At 38.5% G+C, this 17,250-nt stretch carries 18 protein-coding genes; 10 read left to right on the plus strand and 8 right to left on the minus strand.

What is annotated here, in order from left to right:
* Positions 1-30: 30 nt before the first annotated feature.
* A complete protein-coding gene (locus BBI00_RS06135) occupies positions 31-420 on the minus strand; it encodes a Fur family transcriptional regulator (RefSeq protein ID WP_065397933.1) in 390 nt (129 codons plus the stop codon).
* A gap of 88 nt (positions 421-508) precedes the next feature.
* Between BBI00_RS06135 and BBI00_RS06140 the strand changes: the two genes are divergently transcribed.
* On the plus strand, positions 509-847 hold the full coding sequence (locus BBI00_RS06140) for a MerC domain-containing protein (RefSeq protein ID WP_065397934.1): 339 nt from the start codon (positions 509-511) through the stop codon (positions 845-847).
* A gap of 4 nt (positions 848-851) precedes the next feature.
* Positions 852-2,054: a GTP-binding protein gene (locus tag BBI00_RS06145; RefSeq protein WP_065397935.1), complete on the plus strand. Its 1,203-nt coding sequence runs from the start codon at positions 852-854 to the stop codon at positions 2,052-2,054.
* A 144-nt stretch (positions 2,055-2,198) separates the two neighbouring features.
* On the opposite strand, the gene BBI00_RS06150 is transcribed toward BBI00_RS06145, so the two are convergent.
* On the minus strand, positions 2,199-2,909 hold the full coding sequence (locus tag BBI00_RS06150; RefSeq protein ID WP_065397936.1) for a LytR/AlgR family response regulator transcription factor: 711 nt from the start codon (positions 2,907-2,909) through the stop codon (positions 2,199-2,201).
* Between the two features lie 3 nt (positions 2,910-2,912).
* Entirely contained in the window at positions 2,913-3,983 is a 1,071-nt protein-coding gene (locus BBI00_RS06155) for a sensor histidine kinase (protein ID WP_065397937.1), read from the minus strand.
* 205 nt (positions 3,984-4,188) lie between these two features.
* On the opposite strand from BBI00_RS06155, the gene BBI00_RS06160 reads away from it, so the two are divergent.
* Entirely contained in the window at positions 4,189-6,561 is a 2,373-nt protein-coding gene (locus tag BBI00_RS06160) for a TonB-dependent receptor domain-containing protein (protein ID WP_065399644.1), read from the plus strand.
* A 122-nt stretch (positions 6,562-6,683) separates the two neighbouring features.
* On the opposite strand, the gene BBI00_RS06165 is transcribed toward BBI00_RS06160, so the two are convergent.
* The gene (locus BBI00_RS06165) at positions 6,684-7,487 is read right to left on the minus strand and encodes an anti-sigma factor (RefSeq protein WP_065397938.1); all 804 of its coding nucleotides are present in this window, start codon (positions 7,485-7,487) and stop codon (positions 6,684-6,686) included.
* Position 7,488: 1 nt separating this feature from the next.
* A complete protein-coding gene (locus BBI00_RS06170; RefSeq protein WP_228394724.1) occupies positions 7,489-8,001 on the minus strand; it encodes an RNA polymerase sigma factor in 513 nt (170 codons plus the stop codon).
* A gap of 147 nt (positions 8,002-8,148) precedes the next feature.
* On the opposite strand from BBI00_RS06170, the gene msrB reads away from it, so the two are divergent.
* The 5 genes from msrB to xth all read left to right on the plus strand — a co-directional run bounded on the left by msrB (position 8,149) and on the right by xth (position 12,082).
* Positions 8,149-8,664, plus strand: a complete 516-nt coding sequence (msrB, locus tag BBI00_RS06175; protein ID WP_065397940.1) for a peptide-methionine (R)-S-oxide reductase MsrB — start codon at positions 8,149-8,151, stop codon at positions 8,662-8,664.
* 118 nt (positions 8,665-8,782) lie between these two features.
* Complete coding sequence (locus tag BBI00_RS06180) at positions 8,783-9,352, plus strand: fasciclin domain-containing protein (protein WP_065397941.1); 570 nt, start codon at positions 8,783-8,785, stop codon at positions 9,350-9,352.
* Positions 9,353-9,433: 81 nt separating this feature from the next.
* On the plus strand, positions 9,434-10,144 hold the full coding sequence (locus BBI00_RS06185; protein WP_065397942.1) for a ferritin-like domain-containing protein: 711 nt from the start codon (positions 9,434-9,436) through the stop codon (positions 10,142-10,144).
* 24 nt (positions 10,145-10,168) lie between these two features.
* Positions 10,169-10,984, plus strand: a complete 816-nt coding sequence (locus BBI00_RS06190) for a ferritin-like domain-containing protein (protein ID WP_065397943.1) — start codon at positions 10,169-10,171, stop codon at positions 10,982-10,984.
* Positions 10,985-11,308: 324 nt separating this feature from the next.
* Positions 11,309-12,082, plus strand: coding sequence for an exodeoxyribonuclease III (gene xth, locus BBI00_RS06195; protein WP_065397944.1), 774 nt, complete (start codon positions 11,309-11,311; stop codon positions 12,080-12,082).
* 52 nt (positions 12,083-12,134) lie between these two features.
* Here xth and BBI00_RS06200 read toward each other — a convergent pair whose 3' ends face one another.
* Positions 12,135-12,920 carry an XRE family transcriptional regulator gene (locus BBI00_RS06200; protein WP_065397945.1) on the minus strand — a complete coding sequence of 262 codons (786 nt, stop codon included), beginning with the start codon at positions 12,918-12,920 and terminating at the stop codon, positions 12,135-12,137.
* A 435-nt stretch (positions 12,921-13,355) separates the two neighbouring features.
* On the opposite strand from BBI00_RS06200, the gene BBI00_RS23255 reads away from it, so the two are divergent.
* The gene (locus BBI00_RS23255) at positions 13,356-13,640 is read left to right on the plus strand and encodes a bacteriocin-like protein (RefSeq protein WP_065397947.1); all 285 of its coding nucleotides are present in this window, start codon (positions 13,356-13,358) and stop codon (positions 13,638-13,640) included.
* A gap of 142 nt (positions 13,641-13,782) precedes the next feature.
* On the opposite strand, the gene BBI00_RS06215 is transcribed toward BBI00_RS23255, so the two are convergent.
* Both BBI00_RS06215 and BBI00_RS06220 read right to left on the minus strand, forming a co-directional pair.
* Positions 13,783-14,511, minus strand: a complete 729-nt coding sequence (locus tag BBI00_RS06215; protein WP_065397948.1) for a hypothetical protein — start codon at positions 14,509-14,511, stop codon at positions 13,783-13,785.
* A 54-nt stretch (positions 14,512-14,565) separates the two neighbouring features.
* Positions 14,566-15,294, minus strand: a complete 729-nt coding sequence (locus BBI00_RS06220; RefSeq protein ID WP_065397949.1) for a hypothetical protein — start codon at positions 15,292-15,294, stop codon at positions 14,566-14,568.
* 573 nt (positions 15,295-15,867) lie between these two features.
* Here BBI00_RS06220 and BBI00_RS06225 point away from each other — a divergent pair.
* Complete coding sequence (locus BBI00_RS06225; RefSeq protein WP_123902225.1) at positions 15,868-17,091, plus strand: hypothetical protein; 1,224 nt, start codon at positions 15,868-15,870, stop codon at positions 17,089-17,091.
* Positions 17,092-17,250: the final 159 nt, after the last annotated feature.

The following is a 17,250-nucleotide window of genomic DNA, read 5'->3' on the forward strand; positions in this document are numbered from 1 at the left end:
AAAAAAATACACCTTTTGGCTGACTAAGGCCTAAGCATTACTGCATTTCGGGCAGATACCGCTGATGATAAAATTATATTCTTCAGCAATAAAGTGCTCCGGCAAACTGATTTCCGGGATCGCATTTTCAATACATGTTACAGAATGACATTTTTTACAGTTGAAATGAACATGATTGTGAAAATGTTCTTCATGGGTACATTTTCCGCTGCATTTCGCAAAGTTCACCACACCGTCCACATTGACTATTTTATGAATAGCCCCTTCATTTTCAAGCCTTTCCAAGACCCGGTAAATAGTCACTCTGTTGCAAAGATCTCCTAACTTCTTCTGAATATCAGAGTGGGTAAGTGCTACGTCCGAGTCATTGATCAGGTTTAAAATTTCTGTTTTTGCATGGGTATTTCTGACTTGTTTCATATTTTTAATGCAACAAAGTTGCGTTATTTGATTTTTTATTTTTACTTTTGCAACAAAGTTACAATAAGAAAATTAAATCCCTGCGTTTATGAAATCAAAAATTCTTGATGCTGTAGGAATCTCCGCTGCTGTTTTATGCCTGATTCATTGCATTGTATTTCCATTACTGCTGATTGTTCCTCTCGGGATATCACACAATCCTTATATTGACTTAGGCTTTCTGATCATTGGAGCCATTGTCGTTTTCAACGTCACTAAAAAAACAGCAAACCGGCAACTGAAGCTGTTATTTTGGCTATCTATTCTCCTGATCTCCATTTCTGTCATGACAGATCTGATCTTTGAAATCCATCTTCCTCTGATCTATGTGGGAGCTGCAGGACTCATTACAGGACATATCCTCAATTTTAAAAATCATCAACATTAAATCTATGACTCAAAAACTGCCTGTAACCGTACTCAGTGGCTTTCTGGGAGCCGGTAAAACCACGCTGCTGAATTATATCCTTCACAATAAACAAGGCCTGAAAGTAGCCGTTATAGTGAATGATATGAGCGAAATCAATATTGATGCACGTCTTATAGAAAATCAGAATACACTTTCAAGAACGGAAGAAAAACTGGTGGAAATGAGTAATGGCTGCATCTGCTGTACCCTCAGGGAAGATCTCATGACAGAAGTGGAACGCCTGGCACTTGAAAACCGTTTCGATTATCTGCTGATAGAAAGTACCGGGATCAGCGAACCTGTTCCTGTAGCCCAAACCTTTACCTATATTGATGAGGAAAGCGGAATTGATCTTTCCCGTTTCAGCTATATAGATACCATGGTAACGGTGGTGGACTGTCTTAATTTTATGAAGGATTTTGGCTCGAATGAATTGCTTGCAGACCGTCATCTTACCGATATGGAAGGGGATTACCGGACCATTGTGAACCTTCTGACTGACCAGATTGAGTTTGCCAATGTTATCATCCTCAACAAAACTGATCTGATTGATGCTGAAACACTGGGCTTTTTAAAAGCTGCTGTCAAAAAACTGAATCCTGATGCTGTCATCCTTCAGTCAGAGTTTGGAAAGGTTGACCTGCAAAAGATCTTAAATACAAAACTTTTTGATTTTGATAAAGCCCAGGCTTCTGCCGGTTGGCAAAAAGAGCTTCAGGCCGGGCACCATACTCCTGAAACAGAAGAATATGGAATCGGCTCACTGGTGTTCAGAGATCAGAGACCTTTTCATCCTATGAGATTATGGGAATACCTTAATGACCGGTATCCTGAAGGAATCATCAGAGCGAAAGGCTTATTCTGGCTGGCTTCAAGACCGGATGATGCCCTGAATTTTTCTCAGGCCGGAGGATCTTTCCGTTTGGAAAAAGCAGGAGTGTGGTGGTGCAGTATGCCAATGAGCCATAGGATACGGTATGTTTCATTTATAGAAAATCAGAAACTGATAGAAAACAGATGGGATAGGAAGTGGGGAGACAGGATCAACGAGCTTGTCTTTATCGGGCAGAATCTGGATAAAGATCAGATCGTAGCCGATCTTCAGGGTTGTCTAATCAATGACCGGGAAAAAGAGCTGTTTGATAAAAAACAGAGTTTTGAAGACCCTTTTCCCCAAAATATTTAAAATAAGTTTAATGCCAGAGACATATAATAATGAAAGCTATTCATAGATAATAAAAACACATTTTTTTTCATACACATATTTTACATTTTTAACAGGTTTGAGACAAGGCGGATATTTTTTTCCGTCTTGTTTTTTTCTGAAAGCTCACAGCGTATTGCTTTTCAGTGTCTGAAAGACATATTCTTTGTAATTGGTTCCAATCGGAAGTTCCTGCTTTCCGATTTCTATATCATTCACTGTAAAAGCGGTTATTTTCTTTTGATTGATAATAAAAGATCTGTGAATACGTAAAAAATGATAAGGTTTCAACTCCTGTTCCATATCACTAATCTTGTGTTTGGTGACTATTTTTTGCTGGGCACAGTGAATGGTTATATAATCTTTGAAACTTTCCACATATAAGATATCATCAATACAGAGTTTATGGAATTTCCCACCGGATTTGATATAAATATACTGTTCTGCAACGGAAGCTGCCGGTTGTACTGGCTGTAATACCTGAACGGTTCTCAGATAACGGTCTATAGCTTTGAAAAAACGGTCAAATGTAATAGGCTTTAAAAGATAATCTACAATATCAAGATCGTATCCTTCCAAGGCATATTCACGGTAAGCCGTGGTAATAACCACCGCCGGCGGTTTTTTGAGTGTTTTTAAAAAATCAATTCCGGAGATTTTGGGCATTTTAATATCCAAGAAAACAAGATCTATGGGTTCTGTTCTCAGTACTTCCAGTGCTTTGATGGCATTATTGCAGGTAGCGGTCACTTCAAACATATCCAGTTTTTCAAGGTGTCCCTTCAACAACTGAATAGCCAAAGGTTCATCATCCACTAAAAGACATTTTATTTTCATCCTCTAAGTTTTATTGATTCTAAGGTCCGTTATTGACAGTAAAGTTACAAAAGTACTTTCATAAATAAAGGTTTTAAATTCATGGTTCCCGGGATAAACAAGCTCCAGCTGTTTATAAATATTATCCAGACCGATTTTATCACCTGAATCATTATGTTCTTTAGCGGTAAATGTATTGCAAACCCTGAAATGAAAGTTTCCTTTATTCAGCAGAAGCTCTATATTAATAACCGGATTCCCGATATCTTCACCGGCACCATGCTTGAATGCATTTTCTACGATAGAGAGCAGAATGAGAGGTACAATATCCAGATCTTCATCAATAGTATGTTTAAAATTGATTATCAGACGTTCATCATACCTTAACTTTTCAAGCTCAATATAATTTTCCAGCAGCTTAATTTCTGTGGAAACCGGAACAAAACTGCCGTTACACCGATATAATACATGGTCTAAAATTTCTGACAAACCGGCTATAGAAGGGGATGTTACAGGCGAATTGGCCAATGACAGGGCATAGATATTATTCAGGGTATTGAATAAAAAATGAGGATTGAGCTGGGCCTTCAGAGTGGCAAGCTCGGCTTTGGTCTTTTCTTTCTCCAGCCACAATGTTCGCTGCTTTACTACATACTGATCTTTCACCAGTTTAATGAACCCGAAGATCCAGGCCAGCGAGAAGTTCTGAAGAAAATAAATGACCACCAGCTTTCTGATATCTGTAAGGATTTCCAGAATAGATTCCTGCTCAAATGGTGGTTTTCTTATAAGCGGCTCCATAACATGCACCACCATAATCCTTGAAAAAGCACTGATTGCATAACTCCCGATGATAAACCAGAGGATGACAACAATATAATTATCACCCCTGAGCAACTTTGGAATAATGATATATGCCACAAAATAGGAAGCCATCATATAGAAAGACAGATAAAATGTATTCTCAATGAGCATATCCCGCAAGCTTGTTCCTTCCTGGTACTGAGGAACAATAAACACCACCAGCCAAAAAAGGATATGACTGGAAACACGGTAAACCGTACTGTAACGTATTGCTTTTTCTAAAATCGACATTTCGCATCAAATATACCATTTCATTGAAATAATATTCACCAGTAAAGATGAATACTCTGAATCTGAATACCAATACCTCAAAACTGAAGACGAAACAGCTTTACACCGTTACAGAAACCATCAGCACGCCAATGGAAGCTATCCGGCATCAGCAATAATTTTGGAAACAACAATAGCACATCTTCGCAGCATGAAATTCTTAAATATGAAAGCTACAAAGATTACAATAATGATTGTCCTGATGTTTTGTATCCTGCAGAATACAGTAACTGCCCAGACCATTAAAACAGTCACCATTAAAGGCAGGGTATTGAACCAGCAAACTCAGTTACCGCTGGAAAATGCCATAATAAGCCTGTCTTCAACACAGAATCCGGATAAAAAACAAGAGAGCAAAACCAATAAAAAAGGAGAATTTGAAGTACAGACAGAAACAGGTGAATGGAATATCTCCATAGATTTCAGTACTTTCAACCCTGTTATACTGGCAAACCGATCGGTAACAGATGATCTCGATCTTGGAGATTTATTTTTAAATGAAAATTACCAGCTCCTCGAAACGGTAACAGTTTCAGGAGAAAAGTCCAGTCTCTCCCTGAATCTCGATAAAAAGGTATTCTATGCCGGCAAAGACCTTATGGCTAAGGGAGGAAGTGCCAATGATGTATTAAACAATGTTCCATCAGTAAGCGTAGACGTCAATGGTGCTGTCAGCCTCAGAGGAAATTCAGGAGTAAATATACTGATTGATGGTAAACCTTCTGTGATCTCCCTGAATAACGGTCTGGAACAAATCCCGGCCAGCCAGATAGAAAAGGTGGAAGTGATTACCAATCCTTCGGCAAAATATCAGGCCCAGGGCAATGCAGGAATCATCAATATTGTATTGAAGAAAAACACCTTATCAGGCTTAAACAGTTCTGTACAGGCCGGAGTAGGAGATCCTGCCAACTATAACGGAAATATAAATTTCAGCTATAAAAAAGAAAAATTCAACCTGTTCGGTAATATAGGAACCCGTTTCAGAAATCTTCACATTAAAGAAGACAGAAACCAGACCACACTGAAGAATGGGGTGAAAAATCTGCTCCTCCAGAACAATATGACCGACAGACGTGACCAGGCTTATAATTTCTATGTGGGCGGAGATTATTACATCAATGATAAAAATACACTGACCGGAAGTTTCTATCACAGCACCCTGATCATCAACAATCATATTGATTATGTATATAACTACTTTAACCAGTCGAATGTACAGGACAGCCTGATCCACCGTTATGAGCATTACAGAGAACCTAAAAAGTACAACCAGCTGGAACTGAATTATGTGAAAAACTTCGAACAGAAAGGAAAAAGCTGGACCACAAGCCTGCGCTATGATTTCTGGAATGATGATGAAAACCAGGATATCAGTCAGTACAGATTATTTCCTTCCCGGGTTTCATCACCTGAGCTGGTTACCCGAAATATAGAAAGCAGCAATGATATTTTCGTTCAGAGTGATTATATACAGGAAAAAAACGACAGTAAGCTTGAAATAGGAATGAGAGGAGATTTCCGGGCTATAAAAAGTGATTATCAGACTGTATCAGACGAAGTTTTATTACAGCAGTATAATAATAAATTAAATTACAGTGAGAATTTACTGGGAGCTTATATGCAATGGGGAAATAAAATTAATAAATGGCGTTATTTATTAGGGTTACGTTCAGAACTTTCCATGATCAGAATCTATGACCGGGCTGGGATTTTTACCAATAATAAGCAGTATATAGATTTTTTTCCTACGGCTCATTTAGGATATGCATTAAAGGAAAATACGACTTTACAGCTCAGCTACAGCCGTAGAATAGACAGACCCGGGTTCTGGCAGCTGAACCCTTTCGGAGGACTTTCAGACCTGCGGAACCTTACCATTGGAAATCCGGACCTGAATCCCACTTATACCCATTCATTAGAATTTTCAGTGCTCAGTAAAATCAATAAATTTACGATTACTCCTTCCGTTTATTACAAAAACACCGCCAATTACTTCCAGTATGTCCTGCAGCAGACGGAGGACGGAAACTTCCTTCGTACTCCGGTCAACCTGGATCATGAAGAAAGATATGGACTGGAAGTGTCTTCTACTTATAAACCGTTCAGCTGGTGGAATCTGGCACTCAATTTCAATTATTACGGCTTCAGCCAGCAAGGACAGTTTGAAGGGAAAGAGTATGGTTCGAAAGATGAAATGTGGACAGCACAGCTCAATTCCCGGATGAAGCTGCCCAAAAATCTCGCAATAGAATCTGTATTTACTTACAGAAGCGGCTTCCGGGATATACAGTCTGTGAATAGACCGGTATATAAACTGAATATAGCTGTGAGCAAAGACCTGTTTAAAGAGAAAATGACCCTCAGTATTGCTTTTAACAATATATTCAATTCTCTGATTGAAAGACAGGAGCTTAATACACCGGATTATCAGTTACAGTCCACAGCATATGGAGTAGGAAGGATAATCAACCTGACCGCCACCTACCGTTTCAATAGAAAAAAGGGCGATAAGGACCGTTTGCCGGAAGAAAATTAAAATAGGATAAGAAACGGATCATAAGTTTATCCTGTATGGATATTTTATTGACCATATCTGATTTTACCTGGAACCTGCAAGGTGGATCGTGCCCGCCTTGCTTTTTTGATTCATGGAAGATTTTAAATTTCTCCCATTACAAACATATTTTCCATAGTTGGAACTTTGCTTCCGCCTTCTTTTTCGAGGGTGATGGCAAAGGCCTGCGCTTTCGGGATATTAGCCAGAGCAGTCCTGCTGTCTTTATCTTCAGTATACATTCCTGCACTTACAGGCTGGCCGTCTTCAATAGCCCATAGCTGATACTGCATTCCCTCAGGAGCTTTGGGAAGCTTTTCTGCATTCAGATAAACCTCTTTTGTTTTTTTGTCCCAGAAAACCATGGCTTTAGCTTCTGTATGTTTTTCCACGCCCTTCAGTATCACCATCTGCATATCAGGATTGGAAAACATATCGATCTTCCGGTTCATTTTTTCCATAGCCTGGTCCTGTTTCTTTTTATCTGCCATCATTACAGCCATTTCTTTCTGACTGTCAGATTGGATATTCATCCAGTACAAGTTGCCGGCAACACTTACGAGAAACAGTACAGATGCAGCAATTGCATACGTTTTCCAGGAGGTGTTCCTCTGTACTTTCTCCTGTTGTTTGGGTTCAGAAATATCTGCTGAAAGAGCAGGAGGAACTTCTTCAACAACCTGTTCCTGCTGAATTCTGTTCCATATCTTGGATTTCAAATCTCCCGGAGGGGTTACAGCCTGTGCTGTAGCAAGGTCTTCCAGAGTTTTCTGTGCCTCCTCAAAAGCTGCTTTTACCTCAGCATTGTTTTTCATCACACACTCCAAAATCCCTGCCTCCTCGGGAGAAGCATGGCCAAGAATATAAGATTCTATAATTCCGGATGATATGTATTCTTTAGTGTTCAATTTATTGATAGTCTTTTAGCAAATCTTTTAATTTCATCAGTGCATTCCGCATTTTCGTTTTTACCGTTCCCAGCGGTATCTTCAGTTTTTCGGATATTTCATTCTGGGTATATCCCTGATAATAAGCAAGATTCAGGAGCTCCTGTTTATCTTCTTCCAGACTTTCAAGCACATTATTAAACCCGATATAATCAGATGTATTATTAACCGTTGAAAGTTCTGCAGTATTATATACGAAATCCGGAAGTGATTGGTTTTTAAGGGTATTCTGAAAGCTTTTGGATTTTAAATAATCAATAGCCGTATTTCTTGCAATATTGATCATCCATGTATAGAATCTTCCTTTTGAAGCATCATACTGATGAATAGAATTCCATATTTTAACAAAAACATCCTGAATAACTTCTTCAGTATATTCTTTAGACTGGACGATCCGGAGAATGATTCCGTACAACGCACCGGAATAGTGGTCATACAGATAATGAAAACCAGTTTCGTTTTTTTCTTTTAGCAAAACGATAAGTTCGTCTTCCGAATAGGTTGTTTTAATAGCTTTTATTTTTCAGTTCAAATGTAATAAAATAAATCATATACCCATCAAAATCCGGAACATCTTTTATTTCGTACATGTTTTTAGGGAAATAATTAAAAAAAATCCAATATGAAAAATTTCATTTCTAAGGCCATATTCACTTCTTATATTGCTTTATCAATAGGCGCATTGAATGCCCAGGCACGGCTTTTTAAAACTGAAAATCCTTACTACTCCCGTACTGCAGAAAATCACCTGAAAGTAAGCAACACCGAATGGAAAAGAATTCTAAAGCCGGAACTCTACCAAGTGGCCAGGGAAGGAGCTACGGAAACGGCTTTTACAGGAAAGTATAATGAATTTGATGAGAAAGGAACTTATTATTGTGCTGTCTGCGGGAATACTCTTTTTTTTTCTACCTCCAAATTTGCCACTACCTGCGGATGGCCCTCATTTTATCAGCCTGTTCGTAAAAACAGTGTAAAATACCGGAAAGACAACTCTTATCACATGGAGCGCACTGAAGTGCTGTGCGGAAGATGCGATTCCCATTTGGGTCATGTTTTTGATGATGGCCCGAAACCCACAGGAAAACGGTTCTGCATGAATTCCATATGTCTTGAATTTGTTCCGGATAAAAAATAATTAATTGAAAATCAAACAGATATAATAATTTCTTGTTTTTTTTAATCCAAAATAAAACCTATCTCGTAAATGACATTAAAAGCACAATTAAATATAATTAATTAAAAAAATCAGCACAATGAACACACAATCAAAAATCACAGTCTTAGCAATGGTAGCCTTATCATTTGCTTTCAATGGGAAGGTAACTGCACAGACGATGAAAGAAAAAACAGTAATGGTAGGAGGAGCTCCAATGTATCCGTCCAAAAATATTATTGAGAACGCCGTAAATTCCAAAGACCATAAAACACTTGTGGCGGCAGTAAAAGCGGCAGGATTGGTAGAAACATTACAGGGAGCAGGACCTTTTACCGTATTGGCACCTACCGACGCAGCTTTTGCAAAGCTTCCCAAAGGAACAGTTGAAAACCTTGTAAAACCTGAAAATAAGGCAACACTTACCAGCATATTAACGTACCATGTTCTTCCCGGAAGATACAGCGCCAAAGAAATCTGGGCTGCTGTAAAGGCTGGAAACGGAAAAAGCATGATGAAAACAGTACAGGGTGAAGAACTTACTTTCTGGACTAAAGGTAAAGACCTTTACATAAAAGATGCTAAAGGAAACAGTGCCAGAGTAACTATTGCAGACGTAAACCAGTCTAATGGAGTCATCCATGTCATCGATACGGTTTTAATGCCTTAATAATTGATCAGGGTAAACAGCATACTGAAATATGCTGTTTACCTTATTTCCTATTGATCCGAACACTAAAAAAATAATCATATGAAAAGAACAGTTCAGGTATCTAACGCGGGAGCAACCCTTGATACCAGCAGAAGAAATTTTCTAAAATTAAGCGGCGTAGGGTTGGCTATCGCAGGCCTTACCATAATAGGCTGTGATGACAATGATGACTTTCAGATAATGGAAGAATCAAAGTATGACCTTGGTACGGGAGATGTGGGTATTCTAAATTACGCCTATGCACTCGAACAACTGGAAGCGGACTTTTATACGAAAGTAGTCAATAACTTCTACACAGGGATTTCCAGCATTGAAAAGGAAGTTTTTACAGACCTTTATCATCATGAAGTAATACACAGGGATTTCTTTAAAGTAGCCATCAGCGGCGCTACAGACCATGTCCTTCCCAAGCTGGAATTTCAGTACCCGAATGTGAATTTTAATGACCGGAATTCAGTACTGGCTACTGCAAAGGCATTAGAAGATACAGGAGTGGCAGCTTATAATGGTGCCGGAAAATACATTTCCAATCCTACTTATCTGGTGATTGCCGGTAAAATAGTTTCGGTGGAAGCCAGACATGCTTCCGCAATCAGGAACCTGATCAATCCCGGATCTGCAGATTTTTCAGGAGATGATGTAATAGATGCTAATGGGCTTGACCTTGCAAAAGAACCGAAAGATATCGTAATGGCTGCCGGAGCATTCATCAAAACACCTTTTACCTGGAAAGAAAGAGGTATCAACTAATCACTCACCTTTAAAACTCACATTATGAATATTCTTCGATTACTGGATAAGCTTTCCCATGATAAATTCTTCACAACGGAAGCATCAAGACTTGAAACCCTTACGAATATCTCATTATTCGGAAAAAAAGCAGCAGTTGCAGCAGTACCGCTTGGATTAGGAACATTGATGGCAACTCCAGCCAAAGCAGAAACCACGATAACAGCAACCACAGGTGCTGCCTTAAAAAGCACACTTACAGATGCTTTACAGCTGGCACTGGTTCTGGAATATCTGGAAAATGAATATTATGCCATAGGATTATCCACACCGGGACTTATTCCCAATGGTGACAGAACTGTCTTCATGCAGATCTCTAAACATGAATCAGCCCATGTCAGCTTTCTGAAAAGTACACTGACTTCTTTAGGAACCACTCCGGGAAATAAACCTACTTTCGACTTTACCGCCAATGGCAGTTTTACTCCTTTTACAGATTATAGTCAGTTTCTCACTCTCGCACAGGCCTTTGAAGACACCGGGGTACGGGCTTACAAAGGACAGGCAGGAAATGTAATGTCGAATAAAGTTGTACTTCAGGCAGCCCTTCAGATTCATTCTGTTGAAGCCAGACATGCTTCACAGGTAAGAAGAATGAGAGCCAATAAAGGATGGATTGAGCTGGCCAACGGAGGAAATATGCCGTCAGCAACCAATCCTGTGTATGCCGGAGAGGACAATGTGAATCAGGCAGGGTATAATACAGGAACTTTATTTGGAACAGCAGCAGGTTCTGCAGCTTATGATGAAATTTTAAGTGGAAGTGATGCACAGGCTATTGCTTCCCTATTCATAGTTTAGTTGTGATATGGATGATGGTGAAGTGGTGGGTCCATTTTCGGCAAATCCGGAAATGGACTTTTTTCAAAATAATCGTCAGACCTTAAAAAAACACACAATCCGATATTCATCAGTCATCCGGGTTCATTTGCTGAAAGGCTGTCTCCTGCATTTGTAAAATTAAATGGAAGGGACAGCTCTTTTTATTTCCTGTACGTTCATCATTCCATTATAACAGAAAGAATTCAATACATCATATCATTCATCTGATTAGCAGTTATAATTCCACAGATAATATGGAATAATTATTGCCGGAATTCCATACCAGAACCCATTTATTTTACCATGAAAATAGCCACTTATAATGTCAATGGAATCAACGGCCGTCTTCCGGTTTTACTGCAATGGCTTAAAGAAGCTGCTCCGGATATCGTGTGTCTTCAGGAACTGAAAGCTCCACAGGAACGTTTTCCTTTAAAAGAAATCAATGCTGCCGGTTATCAGGCCATCTGGCATGGACAGAAAAGCTGGAACGGAGTAGCCATTCTCTCAAAAAATATGGAAATTACCGAAGTACAGCGGTCACTTCCCGGTGATCCCGAAGATCTTCAGAGTCGGTATATCGAAGCAATTATTGATCAAATGGTGATCTGCTGTCTGTACCTTCCCAACGGCAACCCTTATCCGGGACCAAAGTTTGATTATAAACTCTCATGGATCAAAAGATTGAAAAGGCGTGCCCATCAGTTGATCACGATGGAGCTTCCGGCTATTCTTATTGGCGATTTCAATATCATTCCGGAACCTGCGGATGTCTATAAGCCTGAGCGATGGGAGAATGATGCCCTGTACCGAACTGAAGTACGGAAAGCCTTCAAGGAACTGCAGAAAAAAGGCTGGCTGGATTCTATCCGGACACTTTATCCGGAAGAAAAGATCTACACATTCTGGGATTATTTATATAAAGCTTATGACCGTAATGCAGGAATGAGGCTTGATCATATTTTATTGAGCCCTTATCTCAGTCCGGGATTGGAATCAGGTGGAGTAGATGTGCATGTACGGGGATGGGAAAAGAGCAGTGATCATGCTCCTGTATGGATTCAGCTGAAAAAATAAAAGAGACTGGTAATATTTACCAGTCCTTGTAATATATTATAGATCCGGATAGCTAAGACTTCTTTCTGCGGCCTGAAACCTTACGGTCCAGATCTTTGATGTCCTGTCTCAATTCCCGGAACATTTCTTTAAAATTATAGCTTTCATAATCTCCCGGTTCAAAGTCTTCCGGGAAAATTCCTGAAGCATACTGCCAGATTTCCACTACTTCTTCGAACGGGATGTCATAAGGCTCATAGAAGGAGTTATCCGCACTTACACAGATAGCATGATCTTTCCGTTCCTTAAAACGTTTATAGGTGATCCCATCATTTAAAGTAACAAATACATAGGTTTTGCCGGGTTTCAGTTCATTGATTCCCTCTACATATTTTCCTACAATATAAGAACCGTTTCTGAACGGCGGCATAGAATCTCCGTCTGCCGGGAAAGCTCTGTATTTCCCATTGGTAAGGAAAGGAAGGGCAATTCTCTGAAGGCCCTCAATATATTCTACATCACTATAACCTTCAAGATACCCCATCGATGCTTTCTGAGGAATAATTTCGATGGTGTCATTTCCATGATGGTCTACCGCAACCGGAAGAACAATTCTGTTGTCCGGAAGTTTCAGCATTTCATCCATCGGATATTTCTCAATATCTACCGACAGCAGAAGATCAATACTTACATGGAAATATTTGGAGATCCTGATCAGAAGCTCGATGGGTGGCTCAGATATTCCGTTCTCATATTTAGAATACCGTACACGGGAAATGGTAAGTTCATCAGCTACATTTTGTTGGGAGAGCTTTCTCCTTGCTCTCAGGAAGCGTATATTATTTGAAAAAATTGACATTGATAAAAGTATGTCAGCAAAAATACAAAATTTGATTTTCGTGATCAATGATCAGAGCAGGTTTTATCTTAATCAATGGAAAATTGACCCGATATTTTAAAATTTTTAGGATTTGACGAATTTTCCGGGGTAAATTTTTGTGGGAGAGAAGGCTTTTTATACCCTTTAAGATCATTTTTTTAAGACATTGAAGATTAATCATAAAAAAACAATATTTGGTGTAAAATATTAACTCCAATTTTGGCAAATTGAGTTATGTTTTTTAACATTTAGAAAATCAAACAGATATACACAATAATGATATTTTCATAAAAATACCTTTATATTAATGAAATATTAAATTATAAAAATATTTAATTATTTTATTCGAAATAATATGTAGTTATTATAATTATTCATATATTCGTGATGTAATAATCATATAAAATTATAGTTATGAAAAACTTAAAAAAATTAGACAGAAACGAGCTAAAAACTATTTCAGGTGAAGGACTTCTTGATCCAATCGGAGGATTGATCGGAGGACTAGGTGGAGTAGTTGGCGGTGTATTAGGTGGTGTAGGAACAATCGTTGGCGGTGTAGTTGGCGGTGTAGGTTCTACAGTAGGTGGAGTAGTTGGCGGTGTAGGTACCGTTGTAGGAAACGCTCTTTGCCAGACACAGTGTGTAATCAACGGTGTGATCCACATCAGATTACTGGAGTGTGGTACTACTTGCTAGTCGGCAGACCCATTAAAGTTAAAAAAGTATACCGCTCTTTTCAGAGCGGTTTTTTTGTGGAGTGATAATTGATTACAACTCCTATGAAAAATGCCGGAAATGAAAGTCCCGGCATTTATTTTTGTTTTTTAACAGAAAGGTTTTATAGCCTGAATACTGTAATAATGTATGCTTTGCCAACATTTCCGTTATTGGTAATCGTATAAGTATCAGCAGCGGTCTTTACCAGGGTATAGTCAAACTGGGTTCCATTTCCTCCATCTGCACAACCGGTTACATTGGGAAATTTCACCCCCCAGCTTACCGATGCACCGGCTCCTCCTGAAGAACTGGTGACAACTCCTACTTTATCTCTTGCGACCGAACTTTGGTGTCCTAATGACATATTGGAGTAAATATAGGTGGAAATCATCGTTCTTCCACATGAATTACCTGCTCTGATGATGAGCATTCCGGATGGAATATTAATGTTAGAAGGTATCGTCACTGTACCGGTGCCCCCGGCAGGTATACCGGCACTGGTTACAGTGTAGCTGTATTTAGCCGAAAGAACATCTCCGGTGATTTCATCCCGGACAAGGATATTATGATCCGCAGGTACCTGATGCAGTAAATTCTGAATGCTCAAAGGCTGGTTGTCAGCTTCTACATCCAATTTTCTCTGGGGATTCGTTTTCCCGATTCCCACATTCCCCGCCGATGTTGCCACAAAGTCGTTGAGCTGCTGGGCCGCTGAAGGATTTCCTGAAGCAGGATTATCTTTCCCGGCATCAACATGAAATACTCCCTGCACCCTCGTTGTATTAATCCCCAACTGGGCATAGCCGGCAGTAAAGAGAAATCCGTAAAATATTATAAATAATTTCTTCATAATTTAATTTTTTAATCGGTCATTGTAAAAAATGATCCTTTAAACATCAGGAGATTAGAGACGGAAAAGAGTTAATGAATAAGTCCGGTCTACATTTCCATTATTGACAATCAGATAGCTGCTTGCCGTAGGTTTGGATACTGTATAATCAAACTGAGTGCTATTGCCCGTACCACAGGTAGCTACTCCCGCGAACTTAACCGACCACACTCCGGAACCGCCTCCGCCACCAGGAATAGGTGCAATAGAGGAGGTGCCTACAACACTTCCTGCAATAGCTGTGGCATACCCCAGCGAAATGTCTGAATAAATAAAATTCGTGATCATATTGATCCCGCAGGTGTTATTCGATTTAATTACCAACATTCCATTAGGGATCGTTGCGCTGGAAGGGACGGTAACAGTACCGCTGGTTCCGGCCTGTATTGTAATACTTGCTGTATAAACATATCTTGCCGCTACCACATCACCATTCACGTTATTAATTGTCAGGAAATCCTGATCATTAGAAATTTGCTCGGGAAGGTTGGTGATTCTCAAACTCGCATTGTTGGCATTAATATCCAATTTCTTTTGGGGAGCAATAGTCCCAATCCCTACATTTCCAGTTGACGTGACAACAAAATCATTCAGCTGCTGTGCTGCCGTAGGAGCACCTGTTGCAGCATTATCTTTAGCCCCGTCTACATGAAGTACAGTTTGGGGATTAGTGGTGTTAATACCAACCTGAGCAAAACTCATAGCAGAGATTAAGAAACCAAAGGCCGAAATTCTTTTTTTCATAATTTTTTATTTAAGGAGATTTTTAATTTGTGTTTGTAGAACCTGTATATGAGACAGGTACATGTGAATTATCCTGTTGCCGTTATTCTCAGCAAGACATAGATAAGAGCATACTTCAGGGGTTTCGGGAGACAGATTTGTCCAGACGCATCCCGGGGTTGGGATAGAAATAATATTTTTCCATTGTGTAATTTTAATGCAAATCTATTGATTTATTAAAATTTAACCAAATTATTGTTAACCAAATTATAAAATATTATACAAATACTAAATATGTTATATTGATTTTAATTTATAAAGACTATTAATTCTATAATCCTAAGGAATAATGATATATGAGTAATTATAGCCGTATGGAGACAGATGTCAATAGTATAAGTTTAAAATCAATTTCAGATTTAAACCTAGTAAAAAGCTTTATTTCCCGCAAACAGTGGATCAAGGTCAATCATTTTATATAAGAATTAATAGAAGTCATAATATACCACAAAAGGGTTATTTCACATTATAGTTTTTGATTTTACCTTTAACAACATGATAACGTAAATAACCCAACCTATTAAACTTAAAAAAATGATTAAGACTAAAAAAACAATTTTGAGCTTGCTTATGATGGTAAGCCTTAATGTATTTTCACAAGATTGTAACAGACTTCTTCAAGACGGACTTTACTCATTTACAAAAATGACTAAGACAGAATCCTTTGGGAAAGACTTGCGAACCTACTATTTATCAGAAACATTTAAATCAGATATGAGAAGTGGCAAGTGGGGTGGGTCGTTGTCAATTCCTATTGAAGGTATTCCGTTTTCCATCGGGGCAAATGATAGTGAAGAAAAATTTACTGAACTAAGAACCAAATTACTTTCTGTCTCCGAACTGAAAGTTGAAACCAACTATGTTCAGGTATTATTACAATCTATACCTAATACCAACCTTTACGAAGCATATATTAAATGTGTTGATATTAATGATAGAAAAGGGGTTTCCGGATTTGTTCAAGGAACTAATATTGAAACTGAAGATGCGGTAGTTTTTACTATATATTACCGGCCTTCTTCTCCAACAGACCCAATGCCAAAAGTTACAGAATTTAACGTAGTTCCAGAAGGAAATATTATAAGTGGCGGTTTGAAAGTTGGGGATCATTTAAGCGGATTTACAACATTAATAACGTGCAAAAGGCCATTAGAAAAAGATTTAATTTTGACAATTCAGACTGATAGAGGTGGAATATCAAGCAAGGCATCAGCACAGGATAACTTTACATCTAATAAAGAATTGCCATTAGGAACAATTATTTCGTCTTTCCTGAATTTTGAACAATTCAATACAGTAACAAAAAATAATGAAAAAAGTCCAGGTGGTATCTGGACATCCAATAAAAGTAAATGGGCACCTGCTGACGGAAGACCTGTGCCCAATTCAAAGTTTCAGACTTTAACATCACAAACCCAAGTTCCTGATCTGCGAGGTATGTTTCTCAGAGGACTTAATATATTTGACCCGTTCCAACCTGTTCCAAATATTACTGTTCATAAGGGTGATCCTGATAATCGTATTGTTGGAAGTTTTCAACCTGATGCCTTTCAAGGACATAGGCATATAAACAGCGACAATTTAGCTGAAAATATTGGCAAAGAATCACCAAATACACCCAAACAAAGAATGAATGTAACCGGTGCCAGCCCTCAAAATTCAGCCGGTAAATTTGACGCAGGTTTTGGAACTCCAAGAATAAGCAGCGAAACAAGACCGAAAAATATTTCAGTTTTTTACTATATTAAGATTAATTAAGCTTATTAAGACTCAAACATATTTAAGGTTATAATTAAGATACTTTGGATATCGTTTATTCAGGGTATCTTAAATTATTTATGCAGCAGATATAAATGAGCAAAATTTACGATCATTTACAATTTAACATAATATAAATTATAGGAAAAATAATACGCC

This window comes from Chryseobacterium arthrosphaerae, from assembly GCF_001684965.1.
Taxonomy (GTDB): Bacteria; Bacteroidota; Bacteroidia; order Flavobacteriales; family Weeksellaceae; genus Chryseobacterium; species Chryseobacterium arthrosphaerae.